This window comes from Nostoc sp., assembly GCF_036917535.1.
Classification (GTDB): domain Bacteria; phylum Cyanobacteriota; class Cyanobacteriia; order Cyanobacteriales; family Nostocaceae; genus Nostoc.
The window spans coordinates 117,536-144,100 of sequence record NZ_JBALDA010000091.1 but is presented as its reverse complement, the minus strand read 5'-3'; the positions used below and the strand labels follow the sequence as shown (position 1 = coordinate 144,100).

The window sequence follows — 26,565 nt, the reverse complement described above, 5'->3', positions numbered from 1 at the left end:
CAGCGATGTACGTCTCTACGAATGACTATATTCCAATACGGTTCAATAAAATAGCAAAGCTTTCACAACAATGCAATACCTCTGCAACAAAACTGTCACAAATTATATCTACATTAATAATACATCTAAATATCTTTCCAGACAGCAATGCAAAACCAATCTCGCGACAGAGAACACCCATCAAATAGCATTTCACATAACACTGCTGATGCCAAATATCATAAACCCTGGAGAAAGGCTGCCGCCTCTCTATCGCTGGTGCTGCTGGGATCGGGTATGACATTGGCAGGCGGCTATATGGCTGGACACTCTCAGCAGGTATCTGAAAGTGCATCTAATTTGGCAGTAAGTCGAGTAAATGCTGCTCCTCCAATACCAGCAGGCACAGATCCTAATTTTGTTACCCAAGTGGTGCAAAAGGTAGGGCCTGCTGTGGTGCGAATTGACTCTTCTCGAACCGTAAAAACCCAGATACCAGATGAATTTAACGATCCACTTTTCCAACGCTTTTTTGGTTCTCAACTACCAGAACAACAGGATCGTGTAGAACGAGGTACTGGTTCAGGTTTTATTATTAGTGCTGATGGTCGTATTCTTACCAATGCCCACGTAGTTGATGGTGCTGATACCGTAACAGTTACACTCAAAGATGGGCGTAGCTTTAAAGGAAAGGTGTTAGGAAAAGACGAGTTGACCGATGTTGCTGTTGTGAAGATTCAGGCAGACAATCTTCCGTTAGTAGCCTTGGGTAACTCAGATCAACTACAACCCGGAGAATGGGCGATCGCGATCGGCAACCCCCTTGGATTAGATAATACAGTAACTACCGGAATCATCAGTGCTACCGGACGCAGTAGCAATCTCATCGGCGCTCCCGATAAACGAGTAGAGTATATTCAAACCGACGCCGCAATTAATCCCGGTAACTCCGGCGGGCCTTTGCTAAATTCTCGTGGCCAAGTAATTGCCATGAATACAGCCATTATTCAAGGGGCACAAGGATTAGGCTTTGCTATTCCTATCAACACAGCACAACGCATTTCTAGTCAACTAATATCTACAGGTAAAGTACAACATCCTTACCTGGGAATTCAGATGGTGGGGTTAACACCTCAGCTAAAACAAAATATCAACTCAGATCCCAATAGCGGTTTGAGTGTGAATGAAGATAAAGGTGTATTAGTTGTAAAAGTTATACCAAATTCACCAGCTGCTAAAGCAGGGATACGTGCTGGTGATGTAATTCAAAAGCTTGGTAATCAAGCAGTCACAGATGCCAGCAGTGTCCAAAAGGCAGTAGAAAATAGTCAAGTCGGAAGCGACTTACGTATGGAATTACGTCGCAATGGCCAAAGTATTAATATAGCTGTGCAACCTGGTGCTTTCCCCACACAAGTGCAATAAAATTTTACTATCAATTGAATAAAAGTGAGTTTTCTGGGATGGGTATTTTGCCCGTCCCTTTTTTTCAAGTGGCAAAATTGAGTTGCAGTAAGCGTATTTAAGCGTATTGCCGTCAGTTAGACACTGCTACAAACATCAAAATCGAAATTTTCGGTATTAACAGTGCCACCCTGTAAAGATAGTTTTATTCAATAGCAAAGTCATGTTTACATTTTTTATTCATGACATTAGTCACGGTTCAAGTAATGACCTTTATCACTAGTGTATAAGTCTTTTCAACTCTAGTATTTATTTGTCAAAGGAATTAATATTTTATGAAAAATTAATTTCGTAAGAATTCAGGAGTTAAAACTCAGGATTCAGAATAGTTGAAGAATCAGCAGAGCATTTAATGAATAAATATACCAATCATTCTAAATTCCTGATAAATTCTGACCAGAGGCGGAGCGCCTCCGGCTCTGCTTCTGACTCCTGGGTGCTGAATTCTTACTTAATTTCTTTGATGTCAATATCATAAAAAGGGAAGTTTGCGAATGAGTATTAAAAGAATGCTTGCTACTGCATCGCTGATTTTACCAATTGCTGTTACCTTTATTCCTTTTCAAGCCGATGCTCAGATCCGACGACCAATTAGGCGATCGGTTCCAGTGAGAATAATCAGAAGACCAGTGCGATTTAGAGTTCATACCCCTGTTCAAGCGAGAAGGAGGATATTGGTTCCTGGGCGTTGGGTGCAAAGAAATCGTGGTCGCCACTGGATACCTGCTCGCTATGTATATCGATAAAAAGTCTTACAATTGCAAAAAAATATTGTCCATCAATATTGATTGCAGATTTATTTGTTCATAGCTTTAGTTGGTGTTTAAAAATCCCCTTTAGAAGATTTTTAAAGGGGCATTTTTTCATATTTACAATAAATAGGTAGGTATAATTAAACATACAAGAAAATCTTAGTTTGTAATAAGTAATTTATCGCTTCTTCAGATTTATCAGGACTAAACTCCTGACCCAACGGGAAAGTTATACCAATTCAAAATTCAAAATCCATGCATTAACAAAGCCAGACATAACAAAGGTATGTCCGTATGTATCTGTCGCATTCTTTTTTCAAATTGATATTAGTCGCTTATGGAGAGCCAGTGCATTGGGCGGCTCTGCCGACTTGAAGCAACTGGCGTGGAAACCCCTTTGGCGCGGTCCTCTCCCTTTGGGAGAAGACTGCGCTAACTCACTACAAACTTTAATTTATTTATGCCTAGCAATAAGTTGTAACTGAATTTTAAGCTAGAGCCACTGCTGGTTGCTGCCAGCGTCCTACCGCCTTACCAATTACTGCTAATTCTTGCATCAAGTTATCAAAACTATCTGGTGTCAGAGATTGGGGCCCGTCCGATAAAGCTTTGGCAGGATTAGGGTGAACCTCTATCATCAGGGAATCTGTGCCAGCTGCGATCGCAGCCATTGCCATTGAAGGCACAAATTCAGACCAACCTACGCCGTGGCTGGGGTCAATCATGATTGGCAGGTGAGTCAGCTTTCGCAACACGGGTACTACCGATAAATCCAGTGTATTTCGCGTATATTGACGGTCAAAGGTGCGTATTCCTCTTTCACACAAAATTACATTGGGATTGCCAGATGCCAGAATATACTCTGCTGCCATCAACCAATCTTCAATAGTAGCTGCCATTCCCCGCTTCAAGAGAACTGGTTTCCGCTGCGCTCCCACTTTTTTGAGCAAGGAGAAATTTTGCATATTTCTTGCCCCCACCTGAATCACATCAGCAACTTCAGCAATTTTATCCAAGTCTACGGCATCCATCACTTCTGTAATAATACCTAGTCCGCTAACTTCCCGCGCTCTTGCTAACAAATCCAAAGCACTCTCGCCGTGTCCTTGGAAGGCATAAGGTGAAGTCCGGGGTTTATATGCCCCGCCGCGCAAAAATGCGGCTCCAGCCGCCTTGACGCGCCGCGCCGTCTCTATAATCATTTCTTCATTTTCTACGGAGCAGGGACCAGCAACGACTACCAAAGGCTGATGTTCGCCAAATACTACTGCTCCATCAGGAGTATTAACCACCACTTCTGAAGCTTCGCCATGACGGTACTGACGGCTAGCTCGTTTGTAAGGCTGCTCTACCCGTAACACCTGCTCAATCCAAGGGCTAAGTTCCTGAATTTGTAGTGGATCTAAGCTGGCAGTTTCACCTACTAGACCAATAACTACTTTGTGTTGACCTACAATTTTTTCTGGAGTTAGCCCCCAGCCAGTTAGTTCCTCATCAATGCGGTTTATTTCCGCCTCTGGAGAACCACTTTTCATTACTATAATCATCTGAAAGTTCCTGATTAATTAATTGAGTAAAATTTTCTGTAAATAGGCTAACTTTATTGTTGTGTATTGGCCTAATTACAAATAGTTAAAAATAAAATTTGTTTACAAAATAAATAGACAAAATGTAGCGTTAAGTCAGTAATTTTACTACTAAATAGCTAAATATGGGGTATAAAAAGAATTATAATATTTTAATTAGCAATGTTGAAGTGATAAAATTTCAACTTCAACATTCACTGGTTCGGCACTTCCTTCAAGTCGGGAAACCCGCCCAACGGAGTGCCTCACTTCTTCATTTACCCAATATCACAGTTACTTAATACTTGAGCGCCGTTCATTATGAGTTTTTTTGCCGAGTTTCGCGCCAAGCTGCCACCATTCGTCCCCAATTGGTGTTGAACTCACCCAAACCCAGAAAACTTCCGACTTTTTCTTCATCCCAAGAGGCAGAGAGAACCCCATAAGTTATCCCTAAAACCCCCAAACCAAATAATCCCATGTTCACCAATAACACGGCAATGGGAGGTAGTCGGATGTCAGAGTAAGTAGCAAGCAGATAGCTAGCAATCAAGGCGCTAATGCCCAAAGCTGTTGGTACACCAGAGAACCCAGCTACCCGTCGGATCATCCGCTGGCTGACTACTTGGGGAATTGCCATCTCTTGTTTGCTGTAAACCACTTTTTTATCAGCCTGTTTGACGGATTCTTGGGGCTGTGCTGCTGGTTTACTTGGAGTTTTTGTGGGTTTTTGGCGCTTTTTATTCGGTTCAAAAGGTAAACGACTGCGTTCAGATTCTTCAGCAGACATAAGCGGTAGTCCTATCCACGAATACCGAGACGAGCAATCAAAGCTTGATATTTTTCCCGGCTTTCTTGCGATATATAAGCTAGAAGACGCTTGCGCTGACCGATTAGCTTTAGTAGTCCCCGCCGGGAAGAATGGTCTTTTTTATTTGCCTGAAGATGTTCGCTGAGGCGGTTAATGCGCTCGGTTAACATAGCAACTTGGACATCGGCCGAGCCAGTGTCAGTTTCGTGAACTTGGTAATTGGAGATTATTTCTTGTTTCCGCAGTTGCGTAAGGGCCATGATCGATTCAGTTTCTAGTTTTTCTAAATGTATGCAGCAGTCTCCTATAATATCACAGCCCTCAAGCTGGATGTGGAATGACCTTTGAAAGAATATTTGTACTTTTTAATACTATTTTTCCAAGGCTAATATCTAGGTATACTTCGTTTCAATTCCTAATAGGGATTTTAGTTGATTGCGATAATAGCTGAAAGTCAGTCTACATAAGGTGCACGGATGGTTTCAAGAGACTAAAGCCATCAAATCCTTGCAGCATATACGGCAATTCAGCCATTTTTATATTTCTCCCTTCCTCAACACCTACCCATCCGCGCATTTAACGAAAAAACTAATCTGTTCGGAAAGCTGTTTACTTTATAGATTTCCTATTCAATTAGGTCAACTAGACTTTAGGGTGATGCCTACGCCTACGCAATTCCAGTGTGCTCATCGAGCCGGATTCATCCATGAGTATGATGATTTATAGAGTGATGCCTACGCCTACGCAATTCCAGCATCCCGATGACTAACCTTATTTGGCAACGTCTTCAAAATCTGTTATCGCACAAGCAAATTCTCTAAAAGCTGTTTTAATCAGAACCTCTTTCGTTCCTCTTTCTAGGGAAGAGTTGCGTATAAGGTCTGTTAATTCTATGAACAACAGAGAAAACATAAAACGATCTTGGCGGTCAACTTGTTTCAAACAAGACAAGATAAACTGATAAAGCTCTGTTTTTCTGGGTTTGGTCTGTTCATCCCATATTTGCAACCCAAGCCGAAAAGTTCTCAAGCGGATTTCATTGGTGTTGTATGACGCGTCTTTGTAGCGGACTAATACGCGTTGAGGTATATCCATGAGTTTTAGCTATACATATTCAATGTAAAGTAATTATTCACTTATATTTTGGCTCAACCGGAAAAATCTGATATTTTGCACCAATCGCAACAGCCACCATCGGTTAGAAACGAATGATCTGCGTGGAATATAAAGAGTTCTGTAGGGTAGTACAGCAGTTCTACCCTACTGTCATCAGTTTAGAGGATACCCCAGAAATGGAGTAGCCCTTGACCAGAAAAAGCTTCAATCAAAATTGCAGATACAAAACCAATCATTGCAAGACGACCGTTCCAATTTTCACTCTGAGGAGTGAAGCCAAAACGCACAGCATTAGGATCTTCTGAAACAATAGGTGCAGTATTCTTAAAATCTGACATGAGCATAACTCCAAAGTTCAAGTGTTGTAGCAGTTGTAACTGTCTGTAAAGTAATGTAACAGATGTTTAAGTAAAGGCAGAGCTAAAACAAATTATTGACGAGGAGAAGGAATCCAATAGCCAACATAATACCAATTCTGTATGAAGATGCGCTAAACCATGTTTAAGGATAAGAAAGAAAAACGTAGATGCAAAGCGGTGAAGCAGCGCGGTCTTCTCCCCAAGGGAGAGGCTAGCGCCAAGGGGGTTTCCACGCCAGTTGCTTGGCTGTCGGCAGAGCCGCCCAACGCACTGGCTCCCCATGAGCGACTGCTGTTAGCGCAGCCTCTTCGACGCAGGAGCGTCACCCGGAGGGCTTGCCGCAGGCTACCGCAAAGGACGCATAGACACGAAGTGGCTTAAGGCAGGATAGGACACAGAGAAAGAATGAAGTTAAAAGGATTTGGCGCAGCCTCACAAAGAAATGGTATGAGCTCCCAAAACAACTTTTGATAAGTTAAAAAACACAACCCTTCCATCCTCATAAAGAAATGAAAGGGCAAGTGTGTCCTCACGTTATCCCTTGTTATTTAAATTGCCTTGACAAAGATTTGTGTGTAGACCGTAGTTAAGATCTTAGGGGAGATAAAGCTACGTTTTGGCTCTTTAGTAGGGTTTTTAAAGTTACGCTGGATAAATCCGTAATCTTCTATTTGGTTCTTCGCCAAAACTATGCGACTTGAGGCGATAATGTTCTACCAACTCATGTTGCATCTTGCGAACTTGGGGAGAACGCGGCAATAACTCGACTGGCTGTCCTTTAGGAATCACAATTTGCTCAACGGCAAGTCTAGCTTCTTCAAGAGCATCCATTTCATCATCGCTACCATTGTGCAAAAACAATTGCAGTTCTCTATCATCGGCCATCTCTGGGTCGTCGATATTCAGCAACCGCCGCAAACCACGGGTAATTTGGGGAATGGTGCTGGACTTAATCATGTGGATGGGTACATGACGAGCTTTGGCCATTTGGCGTAATTTGGCGTGGTTTTTGACGTGCGATCGCAGTGCTAAAATTGCATCAGCACTATCTATATCTTTTGTCAATACTACGGGCAAAGTTAGCACGCTAATCACCTGTTCTAGTTGGTGGCGGCTAACCCCATAAGGGTAAACGTGCAATGGCAAATCTTCACCATTCGGCCCTGGCTGTCTAGTAGCAGCATCAAAATCAATGCTCTCAGAATAATTGAAAGATTCATCTAGTAAACGGTCAAACTCACTGCGCCCAGTTACCCGCTCTACAGGCAATTGCGGCAGTGCGACCATTTGTCCAGATGAACGCCAGCCATTAGACGGTCGCGCCGATGGGAAAGAATCCTCTACTGTTCCTAGCTGTCCACCACGACCGTTGACAACAGCTAACTGACGTGTAACCGCAATTTTGCCGTGGTCATCAACGGTTCTCGTTTGTGGAGTAGGCTGACGCCCCCGCAGCAAATTATCTACGGTGTCAGCAACACTTTCGTGTACTGTCCAGCGTTGGCGTTCCAACATTTCCACTGCAATTTCAAAGGTAGGTGGGGCTTTCCGCTCCAAGACAGTCTTTTGAGAGCCTCGCCGTCTGGCTTCATCGTCTCCCAGCGTTACAGCTTGGATACCCCCAACTAAATCAGCCAGGGTGGGGTTTTTAATTAGATTTTCGATCTGATTACCGTGGGCAGTACCTACCAACTGTACACCCCGTTCCGCAATCGTACGAGCTGCTAAAGCTTCCAGTTCCGTGCCAATTTCATCAATGACAATAACTTCTGGCATGTGGTTTTCCACTGCCTCAATCATCACCTGATGCTGTTCATTTGGATGAGCCACTTGCATCCGCCGGGCGCGACCAATGGCGGGGTGAGCAACATCACCATCCCCAGCGATTTCGTTGGAGGTGTCAATAATCACCACTCGCTTCTGCAAATCGTCAGCTAAAACACGGGCTATTTCCCGTAAGGCGGTAGTTTTGCCCACGCCTGGACGCCCCAGCATGAGAATCGATTTACCAGTTTCTACCAAATCGCGGATCATGCCAATGGTTCCGAATACCGCCCGACCAACGCGACAGGTCAAGCCAATAATCTTACCAGTGCGGTTGCGAATGGCGCTGATCCGATGCAAAGTTTGCTCAATTCCTGCCCGATTATCTCCGCCAAAGATTCCGACTCGTTGAATGCAATCATCTATTTGTTCTTGAGTGACGGGTACTTCGCTCAAATACTCAGCTTGATTAGGAAAGCGAGCCTCTGGGCGACGACCCAAATCCAAGACCACTTCTACTAAACTATCTCGTTTGGGATGACTCTCTAGTACTTGTTGCAGGTCTTGGGGCAAAATGTCTAATAACTTTTGGAGATCGTCTGTAATCGTCATGCTTTCTATGGTGACGTTTTTAGAGATAGCGAGGACATTTGCGTGCAGGAGAACCCGCCTGGGTATTTTTCCGAACGAGCGATTAACCCTCCTGCTGTGACTTGATCTGGGAAACAAGAGAATGGGCAAGTTCTACAGCTTGCCAAAGTAATACTTCATCTTCTTCTAGACGAACAGTCGCCTTCACATTGGTGTTACTTACCTCCTTATTCTCTAGCTGTTCGAGAATTGGTGACAGCAGTACACGAGCATAGCTACCGTAGGCGACCCCGGCAATGTGGGAGGGCTGAGTGCTGTTAGCAAAAGCGGGGCGTTTAGCCCGTGCTGTTAGCGGTAGCGGGGCGTTTAGCCCGTACTGAGTAATATAGTCTTTCTCAGCACTCATAACTCGGAACTCAGCACTGTTTAACAGTCCCATTGTCTTTAACTTAGCAACGGTATACTTATTTGTGCCGCCTGCTAACTGCACATATCCCGGTAACTTAGCTGCCAAAACTTTTTGCCCTAATTTCACTGCGGCTATTGTGGTGCCATCGCCAATATCACCACTCATCGGGCGACCGTCAGTTTGCCAAATTAAAGCACTATTAAGTGGGGCAATCAGGTCATATAGCGCCTTCAAGTAGTCAGTCATCCCCTCGCCATCGGGACAGCTGATAGCTAGTAACTTTAGTTGAGCGGCCCACGGTGAAATTGCTTGCCATAATCGCTCAAATTCTGCCAACCGCCCGACTTTTGTATGGATTTCTACGGCATCTACTCCCGTTGACATTACCAATGGCGCGATCGCTCCCGGCGTTGTCACGGTTGAAGCTGTATAAATTATACTATAAGGGCAAATTGGTATGCAACGACCGCAGCCATAACACTTTTCGGATACTACTCCTGAAAAGTCTTCTTTGAGACTGTCAAACACGATCGCTTGTGCCGGACAAATCCTTTCACAGGGTCTAGGACAGTCTGTAGGACACTCATGAGGATTAAATTCTGCTTTGCGAAAATGGGGATCTTCTCCATCGTTTAGACTGACCATCAAAAAGGGTAAATTGCCTTTGTAGTCAAAGCCTCGCTTTTGGGCATCCCTAGCCAGAGATTTGGCTGCTTGTAGCCCTGATTGCGCTGCTGCAATTACTGCTGGATCAGCTGCAACATCTATACAGTCAGCGCCCGCCAAAGTATAGGCTAACGTTAAACTTCTGACTGCCGGCAAATGCTGGAAACTGGCTCCGCAGATCAGCTTGAACCAGTCACCTTGTTTGAGAGATTGTAAAGGTACGAACAGATCAGTCACTATTCTATTATGCGTTTATGCGACTAAAAATAGTAGTCTGCGATCGAGAAAAAGTCCGAATTTGCTGATTTAGGATTTATTGAATTGGGCATGGGGCATTGGGCATTGGGCATTGAATCTTCAATTTTGAATTTTGAATTTTGAATTGATTTCTCCCTGCTCCCCACTCCCGCAGGTGTCTTAGGAGGCCACAATATACAACATGACAACTGTATTTTTTGTAGAAGACTCTGCTGAAGATAGAGCTTTGTATCGACGCTTCCTAGAGCGAGACGATCGCTACACTTATGATATTTACGAATTTGAGTCTGGAAATAAGGCGCTACAAGCTTGTCAAGAGAAAATACCAGATGTGATTTTGTTGGACTTTCAATTACCAGATTTAGATGGACTGGAATTTCTCACTCAGCTACAGAGGCAAACTTCCAACAGCCAAGTATCAGTAATTATGCTGACTAGGCAGGGAGACGAAACGATCGCAGTCCAAGCGATTAAAAGTGGGGCGGATGATTATCTAGTCAAGGGAAAACTGACTCGTGAAAATTTCTGCCGCACGATTCATGGGGCGATCAAGCATAAGCAGCTAATGCAGCAGCTAGAACAGCAGCAGGAACAACAGCGCCTAGTCGGAGCGATCGCTATTGATATTCGTCAATCATTGAAGCTTCAAGATATCCTCGCCACGAGTGTCAAAAAAGTCTGCCAGTTATTCAAGGCTGATCGCGTATTGGTGTATCAATTTACCCATCAGATACAGGGTTGTGTTGTGGCGGAGTCGATACTACCCCAATGGACACCAATTTTCGGACTGGAGATTGAAGCTACCTGTTTTCAAAAAAATCATGGGGAAGAATACCACCAAGGAAAAATCTGGGCGGCGACGAACATCTACGAAGCGGGTTTAAGTGATAGCCATATTCAACTTTTGGAACAGTTTCAGGTGAAGGCGAATTTAGTTGTCCCCATTTTGTTAGAAAATAAGGGGACTCAAGCACTTGAACTTTGGGGGCTATTTATTGTCCATCAATGTTCTGCCCCGCGACAATGGCAGACATTTGAGGTGGAGTTGCTTAACCAACTGACGGTGCAACTAGCGATCGCTATCCAGCAAGCCCAACTCTACCACAACCTCCAAATTCTCAACACGGAGTTAGAAGCCAAAGTAGAAGAACGTACTGCCAAATTGCACCAAAGTGATCGCCGATTTTGCGCTATCTTTAATAACACTTTCCAATTCACAGGACTGCTAACGCCAACTGGCATTTTACTGGAGGCCAACCAGACAGCGCTAAGTTTTGGCGGACTGAAACTGGAAGATGTCATCAATCGTCCTTTTTGGGAAGCACACTGGTGGACAATTTCACCGCAAACTCAAGCAGAATTAAAACAAGCGATCGCTCGTGCAGCCAAAGGGGAGTTTATCCGTTATGAAGTTGATGTTCTCGGTGCAAATAACCGAGTAGCAACAATTGATTTTTCACTCCGTCCGCTTTTAGACCAGACGGGTCAAGTTGTGTTGTTGATTCCAGAAGGGCGAAATATCACCGAACTCAAACAAGCTGAAGAAAAACTCCGACAAAGTGAAGCACTGCTAGCCACAACTCAACAAATCGCCCATGTAGGCAGTTGGGAATTGAATTTAGAAATGAAAAAGCGCTGCTGGTCAATAGAAACCTTTCGCATTTTTGGTCTAAATCCCACTCAAGGCGAACCCAACCAAGCAGAATTTCTCCAAATAATTCACCCAGATGATCGCGCCTCAATTCAAACCCAACTCGAACAGACGATTACCCAAATAATTCCTTTCAATCATGAGTATCGAATTATCCGACCTGATGGTTCGGTGCGCTATATTGAGTCGAAAGCAGAGATAGCTTATGACGCTCAAGGGCAGCCAGTTAAACTATTGGGAGCGATTTTAGATATTACAGAACGTAAACAAACCGAATTAGAAATTATTCGTAGTCGTGACCTGCTAGAAGCTGTTTACAATGAATCCGCTGATGCACTCTTTCTGGTAAATGTCGAAACATTACTGATCGTTGACTGTAACGATCAAGCAGTGAAACTATTTGCAGCCTCTAGTAAAGCTGAACTGATTAATATTGAAGGTAATACTCTGCAAAAACAACCCTTCACTTCCGACGAAATCGCCACCCTTGTGGAAGAAATTAACCAACAAGGGTTTTGGAGTCGAGAAATTGAATACATTACTAAGCAGGGTAAACCCTTTTGGGGAAATATCGCTGTCAAACAAATTACAGTCGCTGGTACTGTGATGCGACTGGTACGAATCACGGATATTACTGCACGGAAGTATGGTGAAGAAGAGCGCAAACGATCAGAAATTGCTCTCCGAGAAAGTGAGGAACGACTACAATTAGCCCTTGAGGCTTCTGGAGATGCTTTGTGGGACTGGAATATTTTGACTAGACAGGTTTATTACAGCCCTCGCTATTTAGAAATGCTTGGATACCGCTTTAATGAACTGCCACAGGATTTTAGTACCTGGGAGCGATTAGTTCATCCAGACGATCTACCTTGGGTGGAGAAAATCTTGGCAGATCACCTCAAGGATAGTTCAGTACAGTACAAATTTGACTATCGACTCCGAACTAAGTCGGGCGAATGCAAATGGATTGCCAACTACGGTAAGGTTGTGATGCGAGATGCAGATGGTAATCCTCTGCGAATGACTGGTACTCATCGGGATATCAACGATCGACAAGCCGCGCTACGCGAACGCAAACAAGCCGAAGCAGCCTTAGCCAAAAGTGAAGAACAACTGAGACTAACGTTGGAATTTAACCACATCGGTCTTTGGGATTGGAATGTTCAAACAGGCGAAGTTACCTGGAACGACAACCATTATCGTTTGTTAGGTTTAGAGCCAGAAATATCAGCAGCCAGCTATCAACTATGGCGCGATCGCGTGCATCCAGAGGATGTTGACCGAATTGAACAGGCTGTATCAAATGCACTGGCACAACATATTAATTTTCAAGGTGAATATCGAGTGATTTTTCCCGATGGTAGAATTCACTGGCTCACGGGGAAAGGACGTGGCGTTTACAACGAAGTCGGTGATCCCGTACGGATGTTAGGAGTAATTATTAATACAACTGATCGCAAGCAAGCAGAAGCAGCCTTGCAAGAAAGTGAAGCTCGGTTCCAGGCATTTATGAACAATAGCCCAGTGCTAGCTTGGATCACTGATACAAATGGGCGTGTACTTTATTTAAATCAAACATACCTGCGGACATTTAAATTACAACCCGAACAGGTGATTGGGCAATCCATTTCTGACCTTTACCCAGATGAAATTGCTCGGCAGCATTTCGAGCACATTCGCACAGTCATAGAGACAAATCAGGTAATTGAGGCGATCGATGTTGCTCCTCGACCAGACGGTACTCTTGGTGAGTTTTTGGTATACAAGTTTTTGATTCTGGGATTGTCTGAACAAAAGCTAGTGGGTAGGGTGGCGATCGACATCACAGAACGTAAGATTTTAGAGCGAGAACTGGCTCACAAACAAAAGTTATTAGATGCCTTCATCAATAGTGCACCCGTTGGTATAACCATTCTTGATCGAGAACTGCGTTATTCATTTATTAATGAAGCATTAGCAGAAATAAATGGTATTCCCGCAGCAGCGCATATTGGCAAGACGCCGTGGGAGATTGTCCCTGATATAGCACCAAAGCAAGAGCAACTCTTTCGACATGTCTTAACAACGGGTGAACCAATTTTGGATTTGGAGATCAGTGGAGAAACCCCAAAACTTCCAGGTGTAATCAGGACTTGGCTAGCTTCCTATTTTCCAATTCAGTCTGAAGCCGATCAACCCATTAGCGTAGGCGTTGTTGTAGTTGAAATCAGCGATCGCAAACGCGCTGAACAAATGTTAGAGTTGCAAGCAGTCATCACCCGCAACATGGCAGAAGGAATTTGCCTAGTTCGTGCTACAGATCGCGTATTTGTCTACGCTAATCCTAAATTCGAGCAGATGTTTGGCTATGGCCCTGGTGAATTAATTGGTCAGCATGTATCGATTGTCAACTATGGTAATGAAAATAATACACCTAAAGATGTTAGTCAGGAGATTTGCACTGCTATTTTGGAACACGGTGAAGCAACCTATGAAGTCTATAATATTAAAAAAAATGGCACTCCATTTTGGTGTAGCGCTACCGCTTCCGTTTTTGAACATCCTGAGTATGGAAGCGTCCTTGTTGCCATCCAACAAAATATCACCGAACAAAAGCAAGCAGAAGAAAAAATCAAAGCTTCTCTAAAAGAAAAGGAGGTATTGCTCAAAGAAATTCATCATCGTGTTAAGAACAATTTAGGAATTGTCAGCAGTTTGCTGCAAATGCAATGCAGACGGACACAAGATCCTGTGGTGACAGCTATTTTGCATGATAGCCAAAACCGTATTGCTTCCATTGCCCTAGTTCATGAAAAACTATACTGTTCTGAAGACCTCGCTGATATTGATTTTGCTCAATACATTCCAGATTTAACAACTCATTTATTTGATTCCTATAATGTCAGTTCCAGCCAGATTCAACTAAATATTCAAGTTGATAATGCTAGTCTCGACATCGAAACCGCCATTCCTTGTGGCTTGATTATCAACGAACTGGTTTCCAATGCTTTGAAATACGCCTTTGTTGGAAATCGTGAAGGCAAAATTGAGGTTAAGTTTTATCAAGAATTTGAATCTACTTTGACACTCATTATTAGAGATAATGGTGTTGGCTTACCTGAAAATTTTGATAGCAAAAAAACTAAAACGTTGGGCATAAACCTTGTCCAGGGTTTAGTCAAGCAGTTAAGGGGAAAGCTTGAAATTGACTCTCAACAGGGAACAGAGTTCAAAATTACTTTTACAAACAGCTGGTCATGAACATAATTGGCATACCATCAAACACGCAGATAAAGGAGACAGTTCGAGTTCTTGTTGTTGAAGATGAATATATCCTTGCCATCAACTTACAAGAAAGTTTAGAGTCTCTAGGATATGTTGTTTTAGATATTGCCGATTCTGCCGAAGGGGCAATTGCAAAAGCAACTGAATTGCACCCAAACCTGATTTTAATGGATATCAGATTACGGGGTGAAATGGACGGCATCCAGGCAGCAGGGCAAATTTGGCATTTTTTGCAAATTCCTGTTATCTACGTCACAGGTCACTCTGATAAAGCTACTGTCGAGCGGGCAACGCTGACATCTCCCTTTGGATATATTCTCAAGCCCATTAAGGAGCAAGAACTTTATGTTGCCATTCAAACCGCTATCAATCACTACAATCGCGAGCAATTTTTGAGTTCTGTGCTTCGAGGAATGGGTGATGGGGTAATTGTAGTCGATACTGAATTAAATATTAAATATATCAATCAGGTAGCTGAAGCTCTAACAAGGTGGCAATGGAATGAAGCTAAAGACAAGATGTTAACTGAAGTTATCAAACTCATTGATGAACAAACTCAGTTACCGATAGAGAATCCAATTATTACAGCCCTCCAACAAGAAAATACTATATATTTAGGTAGTGGTGTCCTACTAATTGCTAGAGACGGGACAACTATACCAATAGCTGATAGTGCTACTTCTCTGAGAAATAACAGTGGTGTAATTACAGGAGCCGTATTTGTTTTCCGGGATGACACGCAACGACGGTTAACTGAAGAACGTAATCTTGCAGCTGAACGTGCCCAACAACTAGAAATTCGCGTGGCAGAACTTCAACGCCTGAACCAGTTAAAAGAAGATTTTCTGGCAACCACTTCTCATGAAATGCGAATGCCCTTGTCAAACATCAAAATGGCAATCTCAGTGCTAGAAAATATTCTCGATCGGCAGGGTATCTTAAATTCAAATACACTTTCTCCATCTGAATCTGTAGCCCGCTATTTAGGTATTCTGCGTGAACAGTGCGAACAAGAACTGGATTTGGTAGATAATTTGCTGCATCTACGAATGATTGATGCAGATATTTATCCATTAGAATTAACTTCAATTCAACTCCAAAACTGGCTGCCTCACGTTGCCGAGTATTTTCAAGAAAGTGCTCAAGCTAGGCAACAGTTTTTTCAAGTCAGTGTTTCTCGAAATTTACCACCTTTAGTTTCAGACTTGGCTAGCCTGACTGAAATTGTTTCAGAATTACTCAACAATGCTTGTAAATACACTCCGCCTGATGGACAGATTGCGTTGAATGTTCAGGTAATTTACACCACAAAAAGTCTGATAAATGAGAATGCTAAATTTGGTGCATTACATAATTTTCAAGTTCCTTATTTTCAAATCACAATTAGCAACTCTGGGGTAATAATTCCGAAAAAAGAACAATCTCGAATTTTTGAGCCGTTTTATCGGATTCCTGAAAGCGATGCCTACGGCAACCCGAAACGGGAACGCTGGCAACAAAGCGGTACAGGATTAGGTTTAACATTGGTTAAGAAGTTAGTAGAATATCTCCAAGGCACGATTGATGTTACCAGTTCTCAGGGCTGGACAACGTTTACAGTTCGGCTGCCTTTAAGTTTGTAATGGTATTTGTCATTGGGCATTGGATATAGTTATTCTCTTTGTCCCCCTGTCTATTTGTCCCCACTCACCGAAAGAGTTCAAACTACGTCAAAATTTAAATAAACGCGATCGCATCTTACCGACAATGCAGATTATCCAAAGTCTCCATACAGCGATTCTTGTGACTGACTTAGAACGCTCTGAACGTTTTTATGGCAAAGTATTGGGATTATCCAAAATAGATCGTTCCTTAAACTATCCTGGTGCATGGTATCAAGTCGGTGACTATCAAATTCACCTGATAGTTGCAACCACTGTCCCCACGGAAAACCCAAACAAAAAATGGGGACGTAATCCCCACGTCGCCTTCACAGTAGCTGACTTAGACGCCGCCAAACAAGAATTCCTCAATCATAATTATCCCATTCAAGCCAGCGCCTCTGGTCGCGCTGCCCTGTTCACTCAAGACCCGGATGGGAATATTATCGAGTTGAGTCAGCAGTGAGGGGAAGTGGGGAGATGAGGAACAAGGGAGCAGGGGAGCAGAGGAAAAACAACCAATGCCCAATGCCCAATGCCCCAGTTCCTCTTCTATTCTGGTAACTTATATTGCCCAACAATACGTTTGGCAAACTCTGGAACGTGCGCCTCTAATTTCTCTGGATGATTTCGCTTCACATATAAATAATTCCGAGTAAAGTGAGAATCAATGGAAAATCGCGCATATTCTAGACCTTTGGGGCCGATTTTTTCGATAACCACACCCATCAGTTTTGCTGCCCACATCGGGAGAGTAACGCCTTTATCGTAAGCGGGAATACTTTGCTGTACGGCTTCTTTCCGGTTGCCTTTAGACATCACTGCTTGAGTATCTAACTGGTCTTTTACTAAATCCAGCATTTCTTTACCAGTGTCATTTCTAACTACAATCCATTGCCAGCCGAAGGGTGCGCCCATATAACCAACAACTAAATCGGCTAGGGAGTTGACGTAATCAAAGCAACTCATACAAGATGGGGCAAAGACATCTTTGAGTTGGTTGGTTTTCAAACCAAAGAAAGGCACTGTTTCTGATGAGCCATCTTCATGTTTGAAGTGAACCCGGAAGTCTTGCATAAATTCGTAATGCACAACTGTATTAGGCGAACGACTGGTGGTTTCTAAGAATTTTTGCAGTCCGGCGCGGTTAACGTTATCTACACAGGGCGTACCCAAAACATACAGCTTTTCTAAACCAAGTTGTTTTTCTACGGCTCGTAATGCCTGGATTTGGCAACCAACACCAATTACCAACAGCCGCTTCATCCCCGATTTTTCCACCTGTTCTAATACCGAAAGGTTCGGAGAAAGCGTTGGTTTATTTACTCGTGCTGCTAGTATTTCTTCTGGAGTACGGGCGATGACGGGCATGGGTTGAAAGCGGTCTTCTTTGGTGTTTTGCACGCAGACTACACCTTCAACTAAGCCGCGATTAAGCATTTCAATAGCAATGCTGCTAACAATACCCGTCCATTGTGCGCCTTCAATGGGCTGATGTTTCTTCGCCGCTATCATGTCTTGATGAACACCAAAGTAGAGTTCATCGGGGTTTTCGAGATGGCGCGATCGCGTGTGCGTTTCTTCTTCAAGTTCGCTTATTTGCTGATTAATAAAAGCACAGGCTTCCTTGACATAGTGAATATAGTATGTATCGCATAGTCCGCACTCGCTACAGAGTTCTTTGGCTGGGCGGCGACTGGTAGGTTTTAAGGCTCTGGCTTTTTTGTGAGGAGAAACTGAGGTCATATAAACTTTTTGTTTTATCCAGGAATCGCTTTTATTACAATACCTTCACTGGCTATGAACTTGACGATAGAGATTGAACAAGAAATTATAATGTTTTTAAACGCAGAGGGACGCAAAGTAATACCAATTCAAAAGTCACGCATTAAGAAAGCCAGACAGAACATTTGAATTTTGATACACAGATAAAAGCAGACATTCCCAAACTAGTCGTGGTTGAGCGTAAGAAAGCAAGTATTTTCGAGATTGTTCTAGCTGGTTAATGATACTAGGTTGATGCCACTGCCGCCAGTAGAACTGCTGAAGATAATCAATTAACCACAGTTGTGCTTCTGTATCTAAATCCTTATCAATTGTCCTGGCTAACTCTAAAGCGTTACGGTAGGATTTAGGCGCTTTTTTCAAGTCTTCAAGTAACTCAGGGGGAATAGCTTGTAATTGCTCATAAGATGCGATCGCACTTCCAGCACTACCAGCTGCTATGTTCAATACTGCCTGATTTGACAAAATTTCCTGATGACCTGTTCGTGTGAGTACAACAGCTAAAGACTGTGTATCTAAGCGATAAAAAGGAATGCGTTGACAGCGTGATACCAAAGTCGGCAACACAGATTCAAGTGTAGGGGCAATTAAAATTAATGTCGCCTGGCCTGGTTCTTCCAAGGTTTTAAGTAAAGCATTTGCTGCGGCTTCTGCCATTGTTTGGGCTTCTTCCAGCACTACTACATTTCTCGGCGCTTCTAAGGGCGGACGACCTAAAAACTCGGTAATTTCCCGAATTTGCTCTAGTCGAATTACTGGAGGTGCTTTACGCTTGAGTCCTTTTTCGGCTGCTTCTGCTGCTGTTAATCGTTGTCCCTGGTATTGGTATGTTGGTTGCACCCACAATAAAGCTGGATGGTTCCCCTGACGTAAACGGTTTTGTAAAGATGCAGTAATTCCCATCCCACCAGAAAATAGCAATTCCACAAAGCATCTGGCTGCTAGACTCCTGCCTACACCATCTGGCCCCACAAATAAATAAGCTGGAGGAACGCGGTTTTGTCTGACAGCCTGAGTAAGTAATTCTATAGCTTGCTGTTGTCCAATTACTGGTGCAAATGGGTTATTAGTCATTAATTAGATGTTGTAAAACTGCTGACAAGTAAATCGGTATGGCATAAAGCTGAAAGACCTTAGCCTTTATTAGCAGTTAGTTGATGAGTGCTGAGTACAATTCTTACTTTTTTACTCGACACTGTTTGGGTAAATTAGCGATGCTTATAAAAATCTTACCTTTAGGGACTTCCAGTTAAAAAAATATCCCATTGTAGGGGCACGGCATACCATGCCCCTACTACTTAAACCTTAGACGTGAGAAATCTGGATATCTCTGCATGTGCCAACACAGCACCAGGTTCGCGCTGGAGAGCGTTGTAATACTTTCTCTCGAAGGTATTGCCCGTCTCTAACGGTACAATGAGTGTACGGACATCAGCAATCAATTTTTGGAAATCGTCCAGCAATATCGGTTCATCTGCTTGGAGCATTTCATCAACTTGTACAACCATCTCAGAAATGCGATGTAGCCAAGCAAATTGTTCATGAGCGATGACTAGCTGAAGAAGTTCTCCACTTGATACTCGTCCACTAACCTGTTCGTAGGCAATGCGTTCTGTCTCCAGCAACATCTTATGAAGGTGGAGTAATTTATTTCGTAAATCACGCAGATATTGATGTTGACGTATTCTTTGTGTAAGTGTGTTAGAAGTCAATGTTACTTATCCTCTCTTTACAATAGTCTTCAATGGCTTAAATAATTTCTAAGCATTGAGAATTGGGCATTGAAATTAAGGGAGAGGTGACAGGTAAAAGGTTATAGAGAATAATCTGTAACCTGTAACCTATTCCCTTCTTCCCTACTCAGCACTGGCTCAACCCTTATCCGCTAGCAGTACTCCTGAAGGGAGTAGGTAACTCTTCCCCATGCCCTAGTGAATGGAGTTTTTTATGTATTTGGTTTCCTTGCTAAGAAGCATTATAATAAACATATCTTTTTATAACCGTTATATCTTATATTTGATTACTCATATATTAGCATAAAATTATAAGAAGTACATAGTACTGAGCGAGAAAATATCAATTATGGGAAAACCATCTTCATGTCGCTAGCAAATGTAATTTTAGGTCTTCTTCAGCAGCAAGAAATGACTGGCTACGACCTCAAAACGAGCTGCTTCGATCAATGCATTGCCCATTTATGGCCAGCAGATCAGGCACAAATTTACAGAACTCTCGATAAGCTAGTTGAGCAAGGCTGGATTACCTGTAACATTGAGATTCAACACGATCGCCCCAACCGCAAAGTCTACAGTGTGACGGAGCTAGGGAAAGCCGAATTTAGCCGATGGTTAGGGATTCATCAGCACTTACCGACTATAAGAGAACCTTTACTCGTCCAGTTGCATTTTGCAGATCAGTTGTCGAATGAAACCATCATTCACCTACTGGAGCAACAATTGGCGGCTCGAAGCAAAAAGCTGGCTGAATGTGAAATCATCGATTTGCCATCACTCGGTGATGAATCTGCCAACCGCAAGCAGGTGATGCAAAGGTTGGTACTAGAGTTGGTAATCCGAAGAGAAGAGACTTATATTGATTGGTTGAAGACAGCAATCGATGTTGTCAGTCGCCAAGAGCCATACCCATTTACCAAGAAAGAATTTAGGAGTCAGGAGCCAGAATTCTCCAATTGAATTTTGAACGAAAGAGCAAATGAATCGTGGATTATTTGTAGGTTTAATAACTTTAGATTTGATTTACCTTGCTGACTCTGCCCCTAAGAATAATCAGAAGATTGTCGCTACTGACTATACTGTAGCGGCAGGGGGCCCAGCAACAAACGCGGCTGTAACTTTCAATTATTTAGGAAATCAGGCTACAGTCTTAGGTGTAGTGGGTTCTCACCCAATGACGCAGCTAATTCGAGGTGACTTGGCAAATTACAAAGTTGCGATCGCAGACCTTGAGCCTACCACTGATTTAGTACCGCCTGTATCTTCGATCATTGTCACTCAAGCCACAGGTGAACGCGCTGTGGTTTCGATCAATGCTGTCAAAACTCAAGCTAGCAGCGCATCTATCCCGCCAGATATTTTGCAAAATGTCGATATCGTACTGATTGATGGACATCAGATGGCGGTTGGTGATTCCATAGTTCAAAAGGCTAAAGCCAATAATATCCCAGTAGCGATCGATGCTGGTAGTTGGAAGCCTGGATTTGAGCAAATTCTACCGTTTGTGGATTACGCTATCTGTTCAGCTAATTTTTATCCCCCCAACTGCCAGACTGGAGAAGACGTTTTTAGCTATCTCAGTGGATTTGACATTCCTCATATTGCCATTACCCACGGACAAGAACCAATTGAATACTTGAATGGCACTAAAACTGGTATCGTAGATGTGCCGCAGATTCAAGCAGTTGATACGTTAGGGGCTGGAGATATTTTCCACGGTGCTTTTTGTCATTACATTTTAAGGCAAAGCTTTACTGATGCACTGGCACTGGCAGCTAATATTGCTGCTGATTCCTGCAAATTTTTTGGTACTCGGTGCTGGATGAATTTAAAGGGCTGAGTTGTCAGGTTAGATAAAATTATAAAAGGCTAAATTAATGAAAGATTTACAAGAAATATTAGCGATCGCTCGTGAGGTAGGTTGGGGCGCAGCAGATATACTGCGATCATATTACCACGGCACTGCAAAAGACCCTAACTTAGAAGTCCAATATAAGCAAAATGAACCTGTCACTGTTGCCGATGTAGCTGTGAGTCAATACATTTTGCAGAGGCTACAAGCAACTTTAGGTAATGAAGATTTTGCTTACATCAGCGAAGAAACTTATCAATCGCCAAGTAGTAGTAGAAAGCCTTCTGTCCCTTGGGTATGGATAATTGACCCTTTGGATGGTACGCGAGACTTTATCGAAAAAACTGGCGACTATGCAGTTCACATTGCTTTAGTCAAGGAAACACGCCCAGTGTTGGCAGTGGTGGCAGTACCAGAGGCTCAAAAGTTATATTACGCTACCAAAGGCGGGGGTACATTTGTAGAAACCCGTGACGGATCTGTTCCTTTACAAGTTTCGTCAGGTAAACAAATCGAGGATTTAACCTTAGTCGTTAGTCGCTCTCACCGCAACCAACGGTTAGATCACTTACTAGACAATTTACCTTGTCAAAACCAGAAATCTGTGGGTAGTGTAGGCTGCAAAATTGCCACCATTGTCGAGCAACAGGCAGATATCTACATTTCCCTTTCCGGTAAGTCTGCACCCAAAGACTGGGATATAGCCGCTCCAGAATTGATTTTAACAGAAGCTGGTGGTAAATTTACCCACTTTGATGGCACTCCGTTGCAGTATAACACTGATGATATTAATCAATGGGGAGGTTTGCTAGCTAGTAATGGTGAATATCACGAACTACTATGTAAAAAAGCAGAAGGTATTTTAGCGCAGTTTGACTACAGCTAAGGGGGTACTGGAGGATGAATATTTTTTAATTTGCTTTAATTTGCTTTAATTTGCTTTTAAGACAGTTGCTCGTGGTATGATTAATCGCATTACCAATAATAATCTTTGCCTCCTAGTCCATAACTTAATTTTAAAAACACTAAATATTTGGGCGATCGCGAGTTAATTACGATCTCCGATTAAAAGTGTAACCTTATATAGTACAAGCAACAAAAGCCAGTCTTTAGAAAGTTTGCAAACCGTCCTTAAAGGTTTGATTTGTGAATAAAATTCACTATTAGACAATATTCAAAGGCTGAATGCTGTGCTACACTCATGGACATAAAGATTATTTTCGGTTGAGTAACTCGTTTTGATTTCTAAAAACCGTCTCTCCGAATTTAACTCTCTACACTCCCTGAATTCGGAGATTTCTATGTCAATTTACGTCGGAAACCTGTCCTATCAGGTTACAGAAGATGACCTAAAGCAGGCTTTTGCAGAATACGGAACAGTAAACCGTGTTCAACTACCCACAGATCGGGAAACAGGCCGGCCACGTGGTTTCGCTTTTGTGGAAATGGAATCAGACACACAAGAACAAGCTGCCATTGATGCACTTGATGGTGCTGAATGGATGGGACGTGATTTGAAAGTTAACAAAGCTAAACCTCGTGAGGAAAGAAGCAACTCCTCTCGCGGTAGCTGGGGTGGCGGTAATAATGCTCGCCGCAACAATAATCGTTATTAAGTCTATTCCTGAAAATTTCACATTTAGAGTCTCCAGCAGATAAGCCAAAGGCTCCATTCTGCTGGAATATTTTATTTGGTATCTAGTTTTGAACTATTCATCCACATTAAGGAGGAATGAGAATGACACAAGTAGTTTTAGGGGAGAATGAAGGTATTGAATCAGCCTTGAGAAGATTTAAACGGGAAGTTTCTAAAGCAGGAATTTTCCAAGATATGAGAAAAAAGCGTCACTTTGAGACGCCAATAGAAAAAGAGAAGCGTAAAGCAATTGCTAGGCACAAACAACGTCGTCAACAACGTTCTCGCTTCAATTAAAAGTCCAAGCAAATTTGCCCTTCGATTTGACATCTAGTCAGCATCTCTTCATTGTTGCCATATCTCTAACAAGCCACAAGTAATTAGGCACACATCAATCAATATACTGTTCGTAGTAGCCTTGTATTGACTTTCAGCGCTATTAGCCATATAGATTTTCAATTGCATAAGGACTATTATGTTAAACAGTAGCCAAAACAGAGCAAATACCACCTTGCTTCAATGTTAACGCTTTGCTTAACTTTTTTGTATTAAAAATCACATCTGCATTTAGTAGTAGTTTATTCCGCTACAATAACTTAGGCTTTACTGACCAATGCTAGAGGCAGGATTGTTTCTAGCCTTTCAAAATTAATACTAATGAGGTAGTTTAGAAGGTTAAGTAAGTCTTTATCAATGCGATCGCACAACATCGCCATTGGATGAGATTTCAAAAGGAGATGGTACCTGCATAGATAGTTTCTAACAGAAGTTATGTAGGTAAAAGAGTCACATTTCCATCTACATTTTACAAGCGATCGCATAAACTACCATGTAGTGCGATCGCTTCTTCTTTGTGACTGAGAATTATTAGATTACTGGAGAATTTTTCGCCATCCAAGCAATTTGATATCAACCAGTTGGTTCTTTGTATTTGACTCCTCGTTTTTCGTGACGGTTATCAGCAACGATATGATAAACAATGCTGCGTAACCGATTGATTGCACCGACCGGACGATGCACTGCTAGACCATTCGCAGGAGAAAAACTGAGATTTTCCCCAAAGTCACTTTCTTTAGGAGAATTAACCTGCTGATGCTTAACTGTCAAGCGACCAACTGTAAAGAAAGGTGATTCCTTTTCATTCCAAACAATGGTTGTATCATCAATCGACATCTCTGGGCTAGTTTGAAATTGGATTTGAAAGTCCCAACAATATTCAGCATCAGGCTTTGCTAAAGCTTGAATAATATCTTCTTGGTAGTAATTGTCCTCTGAACCTGAAGCTTTGGCACGTTGAAGCTCACTTTCTGGTCTGGACTCTAAAGAAAGTTGTTGATGAGGTGGTTGACTGGAAACTGGAGTAAATCCATATTTAATCACAACCGGATATTCCACAGGAACTCGCCCTGGTTGAGATTGGTCAAAATCAGATTTGAATCCCAAAGAATACGCTGAAGCACTCCAATAGCGTTCTGTAAGCAAACTTTTGGGAAAGCGTTTGAAACTGTTTTTTAGAAGTGTGGATTCGTAGGGATGCGACTTTAGCCATAAAAGCACCAACAGCTTAAAAAGCGGAAACAGCCCTGCTCGATAAACCGCCAAGAAAAAGCTGTGGAAATCTTTAATGGTTCTAATAAAAAAGAACTCAGTATTGTGGGTAATAATATCTTGGGTTTTTAACTCGTGACTTTGCGGTAGTCGTTCTCCTTCTACCCCGATCACTTTTACGGACATCGAGCGCGTATCTCCTTCATAATCATTCTTGACTGAAAACGCACCATTTGCAAATCGTAGCCAAACCGGATATTGTTTCGGTTTGGCAAATAAACCTTGTTTTAGGGAAATGGCTTGAAGTTGAGCTTGGGTTAATGAAGCGCGTTTGCTCAACTCCTGCTTAATTGCTGCTTCATCAAAGTCAAAGATTTCTAGAGTTCCTTGTACAGCAGCGTTGGTTTTAGAGTGGGTATCTCTCTTTGCAGTTTTTTTCTTCTCACCGCCGTAAAGATTATCCATGTTCTTTTTGACTAGCTCACTCATAAGAGCGCAATATTTGAGTTCGTCTTTTTCTGGATATTCGGTAAATAGTTTCATTTTTTTAAAGGAGGATTAATTAATCAATTTAGTTTATTCCAACCTGCGTAGGCATCGCTTTGCAATTATTACCTACCCAGCTTCGTAGAAGTCTTGTTGACCATTTTGCACAGCTTGGCTTAAAGCACAGGCATATTTAGCCCATTCAACTTATTTCAGTTTGTCGATAATCTTTTGTAGATTCTTGGGTCGATAGTCCTTGCGACTTTTCAAACGGTTGATTGTGCTTTCATGAATATCTTCAATGATATCGCCGACCTCACGAAACTTGATTCCTGCCAATTTAAAGAATCCAGCATTGTTCTTAAAGTCACACTCATAATTGGGGTTAATGCCTGTCGGAATCACACTTGGATCTAAGTCAAGCCCCAATCCCAGAGTACCGACAGAATCTATCATCCACTTTAAAGCAGCATCTGATAACCCACTATGTTCTTTGGTTCCACCACCAACGCAACCGTGCTCACCTGGAAACCACTTTTGAATCACCCGCTGGTTTTCAGCTCCAGGATGCTTTTTCATGGGAGTGACATCAAAGATTTCGCGGATTTCGTCAATTGCCATCGCGTGCAATGCATTCTGAACGCATTTGTTTAAAGTAGTGTCATGGAATCTATACCGCTTATTCAGCTGCTCGTTCAACTTACTAAAGGCAGGTATCCCAGGAATACCAAGTGCGCCAACGGTGTCAAAACAACCGAGCAATGTAATCGGGACGCGCTCACCGTAAGTTTGACGGTATTCCAGAGCTTTCTTATCCTTGGGTTTAATACCCCGGTTACGGTAAAGCTCGTAAGCCTCATGTGCTTTGGTGACATGGGGGCGGTCTAGAAGACCGGAGCAATAGATCATCCCCGCGAGACTTCTAACTGTGTAAGCACCGCGACTAAAGCCGAACAGATAGATTTCGTCACCAGGAACATAATTAAGACTAAGAAATCGGTAGCAATCTTCTATATTTTTATCGATTCCTAATCCGGTAGCTCCTCCTAAAATCTTTTGACTTTCGGTTCCAATGCCCTCGTCATAAAATATGATCTGTGTAACCCCGTCCTTATCAATCGGTTTCACGGATTGAGCTAACTTAACTACATTGCTTGGGTAAGGACTGATTAATTGTTGCCAGGTTCCATCACAGCAAATAACAAGACGTTTCATAGTTCTACCCCCTAATTCATC

22 protein-coding genes are annotated in these 26,565 nt (G+C 42.6%); 10 read left to right on the top strand and 12 right to left on the bottom strand.

Annotation, left to right across the window (positions count from 1 at the left end; genetic code table 11):
- The first annotated feature begins 147 nt into the window (after positions 1-147).
- Both V7K56_RS30480 and V7K56_RS30475 read left to right on the top strand, forming a co-directional pair.
- Complete coding sequence (locus V7K56_RS30480) at positions 148-1,404, top strand: HhoA/HhoB/HtrA family serine endopeptidase (RefSeq protein ID WP_334916766.1); 1,257 nt, start codon at positions 148-150, stop codon at positions 1,402-1,404.
- Positions 1,405-1,937: 533 nt separating this feature from the next.
- A complete protein-coding gene (locus V7K56_RS30475; RefSeq protein ID WP_334916764.1) occupies positions 1,938-2,189 on the top strand; it encodes a hypothetical protein in 252 nt (83 codons plus the stop codon).
- Between the two features lie 494 nt (positions 2,190-2,683).
- On the opposite strand, the gene aroF is transcribed toward V7K56_RS30475, so the two are convergent.
- From aroF to ldpA, 7 genes are all read right to left on the bottom strand, one after another.
- Positions 2,684-3,742: a 3-deoxy-7-phosphoheptulonate synthase gene (aroF, locus tag V7K56_RS30470; RefSeq protein WP_334916762.1), complete on the bottom strand. Its 1,059-nt coding sequence runs from the start codon at positions 3,740-3,742 to the stop codon at positions 2,684-2,686.
- A gap of 337 nt (positions 3,743-4,079) precedes the next feature.
- A complete protein-coding gene (locus V7K56_RS30465; RefSeq protein WP_334916760.1) occupies positions 4,080-4,550 on the bottom strand; it encodes a PAM68 family protein in 471 nt (156 codons plus the stop codon).
- A gap of 11 nt (positions 4,551-4,561) precedes the next feature.
- A complete protein-coding gene (gene rpsO, locus V7K56_RS30460) occupies positions 4,562-4,831 on the bottom strand; it encodes a 30S ribosomal protein S15 (protein WP_041565894.1) in 270 nt (89 codons plus the stop codon).
- Positions 4,832-5,342: 511 nt separating this feature from the next.
- Entirely contained in the window at positions 5,343-5,666 is a 324-nt protein-coding gene (locus V7K56_RS30455) for a hypothetical protein (protein WP_334916758.1), read from the bottom strand.
- 179 nt (positions 5,667-5,845) lie between these two features.
- Positions 5,846-6,025: a chlorophyll a/b-binding protein gene (locus V7K56_RS30450; protein ID WP_322729405.1), complete on the bottom strand. Its 180-nt coding sequence runs from the start codon at positions 6,023-6,025 to the stop codon at positions 5,846-5,848.
- Positions 6,026-6,688: 663 nt separating this feature from the next.
- Positions 6,689-8,422, bottom strand: coding sequence for a R3H domain-containing nucleic acid-binding protein (locus V7K56_RS30445; protein WP_334916755.1), 1,734 nt, complete (start codon positions 8,420-8,422; stop codon positions 6,689-6,691).
- 82 nt (positions 8,423-8,504) lie between these two features.
- Complete coding sequence (ldpA, locus tag V7K56_RS30440; protein WP_334916753.1) at positions 8,505-9,713, bottom strand: circadian clock protein LdpA; 1,209 nt, start codon at positions 9,711-9,713, stop codon at positions 8,505-8,507.
- Positions 9,714-9,915: 202 nt separating this feature from the next.
- On the opposite strand from ldpA, the gene V7K56_RS30435 reads away from it, so the two are divergent.
- The 3 genes from V7K56_RS30435 (at position 9,916) to V7K56_RS30425 (ending at position 16,755) form a co-directional block, all read left to right on the top strand.
- Positions 9,916-14,625 (top strand): PAS domain S-box protein, encoded by a 4,710-nt coding sequence (locus V7K56_RS30435; protein WP_334916751.1) that lies wholly within the window; start codon positions 9,916-9,918, stop codon positions 14,623-14,625.
- Positions 14,622-16,271: a hybrid sensor histidine kinase/response regulator gene (locus V7K56_RS30430; protein ID WP_334916749.1), complete on the top strand. Its 1,650-nt coding sequence runs from the start codon at positions 14,622-14,624 to the stop codon at positions 16,269-16,271. The genes V7K56_RS30435 and V7K56_RS30430 overlap by 4 nt, the downstream gene beginning before the upstream one ends.
- A gap of 124 nt (positions 16,272-16,395) precedes the next feature.
- Complete coding sequence (locus tag V7K56_RS30425) at positions 16,396-16,755, top strand: VOC family protein (protein ID WP_334916849.1); 360 nt, start codon at positions 16,396-16,398, stop codon at positions 16,753-16,755.
- Positions 16,756-16,841: 86 nt separating this feature from the next.
- On the opposite strand, the gene V7K56_RS30420 is transcribed toward V7K56_RS30425, so the two are convergent.
- The 3 genes from V7K56_RS30420 to V7K56_RS30410 form a co-directional block, all read right to left on the bottom strand.
- Positions 16,842-18,035: a Coenzyme F420 hydrogenase/dehydrogenase, beta subunit C-terminal domain gene (locus tag V7K56_RS30420; protein WP_334916747.1), complete on the bottom strand. Its 1,194-nt coding sequence runs from the start codon at positions 18,033-18,035 to the stop codon at positions 16,842-16,844.
- Between the two features lie 135 nt (positions 18,036-18,170).
- Positions 18,171-19,148 (bottom strand): DNA polymerase III subunit delta', encoded by a 978-nt coding sequence (locus V7K56_RS30415; RefSeq protein WP_334916745.1) that lies wholly within the window; start codon positions 19,146-19,148, stop codon positions 18,171-18,173.
- Positions 19,149-19,372: 224 nt separating this feature from the next.
- Entirely contained in the window at positions 19,373-19,786 is a 414-nt protein-coding gene (locus V7K56_RS30410) for a hypothetical protein (RefSeq protein ID WP_334916743.1), read from the bottom strand.
- A 387-nt stretch (positions 19,787-20,173) separates the two neighbouring features.
- Here V7K56_RS30410 and V7K56_RS30405 point away from each other — a divergent pair, with 387 nt between their 5' ends.
- The 5 genes from V7K56_RS30405 (at position 20,174) to rpsU (ending at position 23,592) form a co-directional block, all read left to right on the top strand.
- Positions 20,174-20,767 carry a PadR family transcriptional regulator gene (locus V7K56_RS30405; protein ID WP_334916741.1) on the top strand — a complete coding sequence of 198 codons (594 nt, stop codon included), beginning with the start codon at positions 20,174-20,176 and terminating at the stop codon, positions 20,765-20,767.
- A gap of 19 nt (positions 20,768-20,786) precedes the next feature.
- Positions 20,787-21,647, top strand: a complete 861-nt coding sequence (locus tag V7K56_RS30400) for a sugar kinase (RefSeq protein WP_334916739.1) — start codon at positions 20,787-20,789, stop codon at positions 21,645-21,647.
- Positions 21,648-21,684: 37 nt separating this feature from the next.
- Positions 21,685-22,545, top strand: coding sequence for a 3'(2'),5'-bisphosphate nucleotidase CysQ family protein (locus tag V7K56_RS30395; RefSeq protein WP_334916737.1), 861 nt, complete (start codon positions 21,685-21,687; stop codon positions 22,543-22,545).
- A gap of 415 nt (positions 22,546-22,960) precedes the next feature.
- Positions 22,961-23,275, top strand: coding sequence for an RNA recognition motif domain-containing protein (locus tag V7K56_RS30390; RefSeq protein WP_292779617.1), 315 nt, complete (start codon positions 22,961-22,963; stop codon positions 23,273-23,275).
- A gap of 122 nt (positions 23,276-23,397) precedes the next feature.
- Positions 23,398-23,592 carry a 30S ribosomal protein S21 gene (gene rpsU, locus V7K56_RS30385; protein ID WP_069073011.1) on the top strand — a complete coding sequence of 65 codons (195 nt, stop codon included), beginning with the start codon at positions 23,398-23,400 and terminating at the stop codon, positions 23,590-23,592.
- Between the two features lie 612 nt (positions 23,593-24,204).
- On the opposite strand, the gene V7K56_RS30380 is transcribed toward rpsU, so the two are convergent.
- Both V7K56_RS30380 and V7K56_RS30375 read right to left on the bottom strand, forming a co-directional pair.
- Positions 24,205-25,386 carry a catalase gene (locus tag V7K56_RS30380; RefSeq protein ID WP_334916735.1) on the bottom strand — a complete coding sequence of 394 codons (1,182 nt, stop codon included), beginning with the start codon at positions 25,384-25,386 and terminating at the stop codon, positions 24,205-24,207.
- Between the two features lie 150 nt (positions 25,387-25,536).
- Positions 25,537-26,544 (bottom strand): DUF2235 domain-containing protein, encoded by a 1,008-nt coding sequence (locus V7K56_RS30375; RefSeq protein WP_334916733.1) that lies wholly within the window; start codon positions 26,542-26,544, stop codon positions 25,537-25,539.
- Between the last annotated feature and the right edge of the window lie 21 nt (positions 26,545-26,565).

Coding starts and splice junctions, on each gene's coding strand:
- V7K56_RS30480 (WP_334916766.1), top strand. CDS start 148: ATGCAAAACCAATCTCGCGACAGAGAACACCCATCAAATAGCATTTCA.
- V7K56_RS30475 (WP_334916764.1), top strand. CDS start 1,938: ATGAGTATTAAAAGAATGCTTGCTACTGCATCGCTGATTTTACCAATT.
- aroF (WP_334916762.1), bottom strand. CDS start 3,742: ATGATTATAGTAATGAAAAGTGGTTCTCCAGAGGCGGAAATAAACCGC.
- V7K56_RS30465 (WP_334916760.1), bottom strand. CDS start 4,550: ATGTCTGCTGAAGAATCTGAACGCAGTCGTTTACCTTTTGAACCGAAT.
- rpsO (WP_041565894.1), bottom strand. CDS start 4,831: ATGGCCCTTACGCAACTGCGGAAACAAGAAATAATCTCCAATTACCAA.
- V7K56_RS30455 (WP_334916758.1), bottom strand. CDS start 5,666: ATGGATATACCTCAACGCGTATTAGTCCGCTACAAAGACGCGTCATAC.
- V7K56_RS30450 (WP_322729405.1), bottom strand. CDS start 6,025: ATGTCAGATTTTAAGAATACTGCACCTATTGTTTCAGAAGATCCTAAT.
- V7K56_RS30445 (WP_334916755.1), bottom strand. CDS start 8,422: ATGACGATTACAGACGATCTCCAAAAGTTATTAGACATTTTGCCCCAA.
- V7K56_RS30435 (WP_334916751.1), top strand. CDS start 9,916: ATGACAACTGTATTTTTTGTAGAAGACTCTGCTGAAGATAGAGCTTTG.
- V7K56_RS30430 (WP_334916749.1), top strand. CDS start 14,622: ATGAACATAATTGGCATACCATCAAACACGCAGATAAAGGAGACAGTT.
- V7K56_RS30425 (WP_334916849.1), top strand. CDS start 16,396: ATGCAGATTATCCAAAGTCTCCATACAGCGATTCTTGTGACTGACTTA.
- V7K56_RS30420 (WP_334916747.1), bottom strand. CDS start 18,035: ATGACCTCAGTTTCTCCTCACAAAAAAGCCAGAGCCTTAAAACCTACC.
- V7K56_RS30415 (WP_334916745.1), bottom strand. CDS start 19,148: ATGACTAATAACCCATTTGCACCAGTAATTGGACAACAGCAAGCTATA.
- V7K56_RS30405 (WP_334916741.1), top strand. CDS start 20,174: ATGTCGCTAGCAAATGTAATTTTAGGTCTTCTTCAGCAGCAAGAAATG.
- V7K56_RS30400 (WP_334916739.1), top strand. CDS start 20,787: ATGAATCGTGGATTATTTGTAGGTTTAATAACTTTAGATTTGATTTAC.
- V7K56_RS30395 (WP_334916737.1), top strand. CDS start 21,685: ATGAAAGATTTACAAGAAATATTAGCGATCGCTCGTGAGGTAGGTTGG.
- V7K56_RS30390 (WP_292779617.1), top strand. CDS start 22,961: ATGTCAATTTACGTCGGAAACCTGTCCTATCAGGTTACAGAAGATGAC.
- rpsU (WP_069073011.1), top strand. CDS start 23,398: ATGACACAAGTAGTTTTAGGGGAGAATGAAGGTATTGAATCAGCCTTG.
- V7K56_RS30380 (WP_334916735.1), bottom strand. CDS start 25,386: ATGAAACTATTTACCGAATATCCAGAAAAAGACGAACTCAAATATTGC.
- V7K56_RS30375 (WP_334916733.1), bottom strand. CDS start 26,544: ATGAAACGTCTTGTTATTTGCTGTGATGGAACCTGGCAACAATTAATC.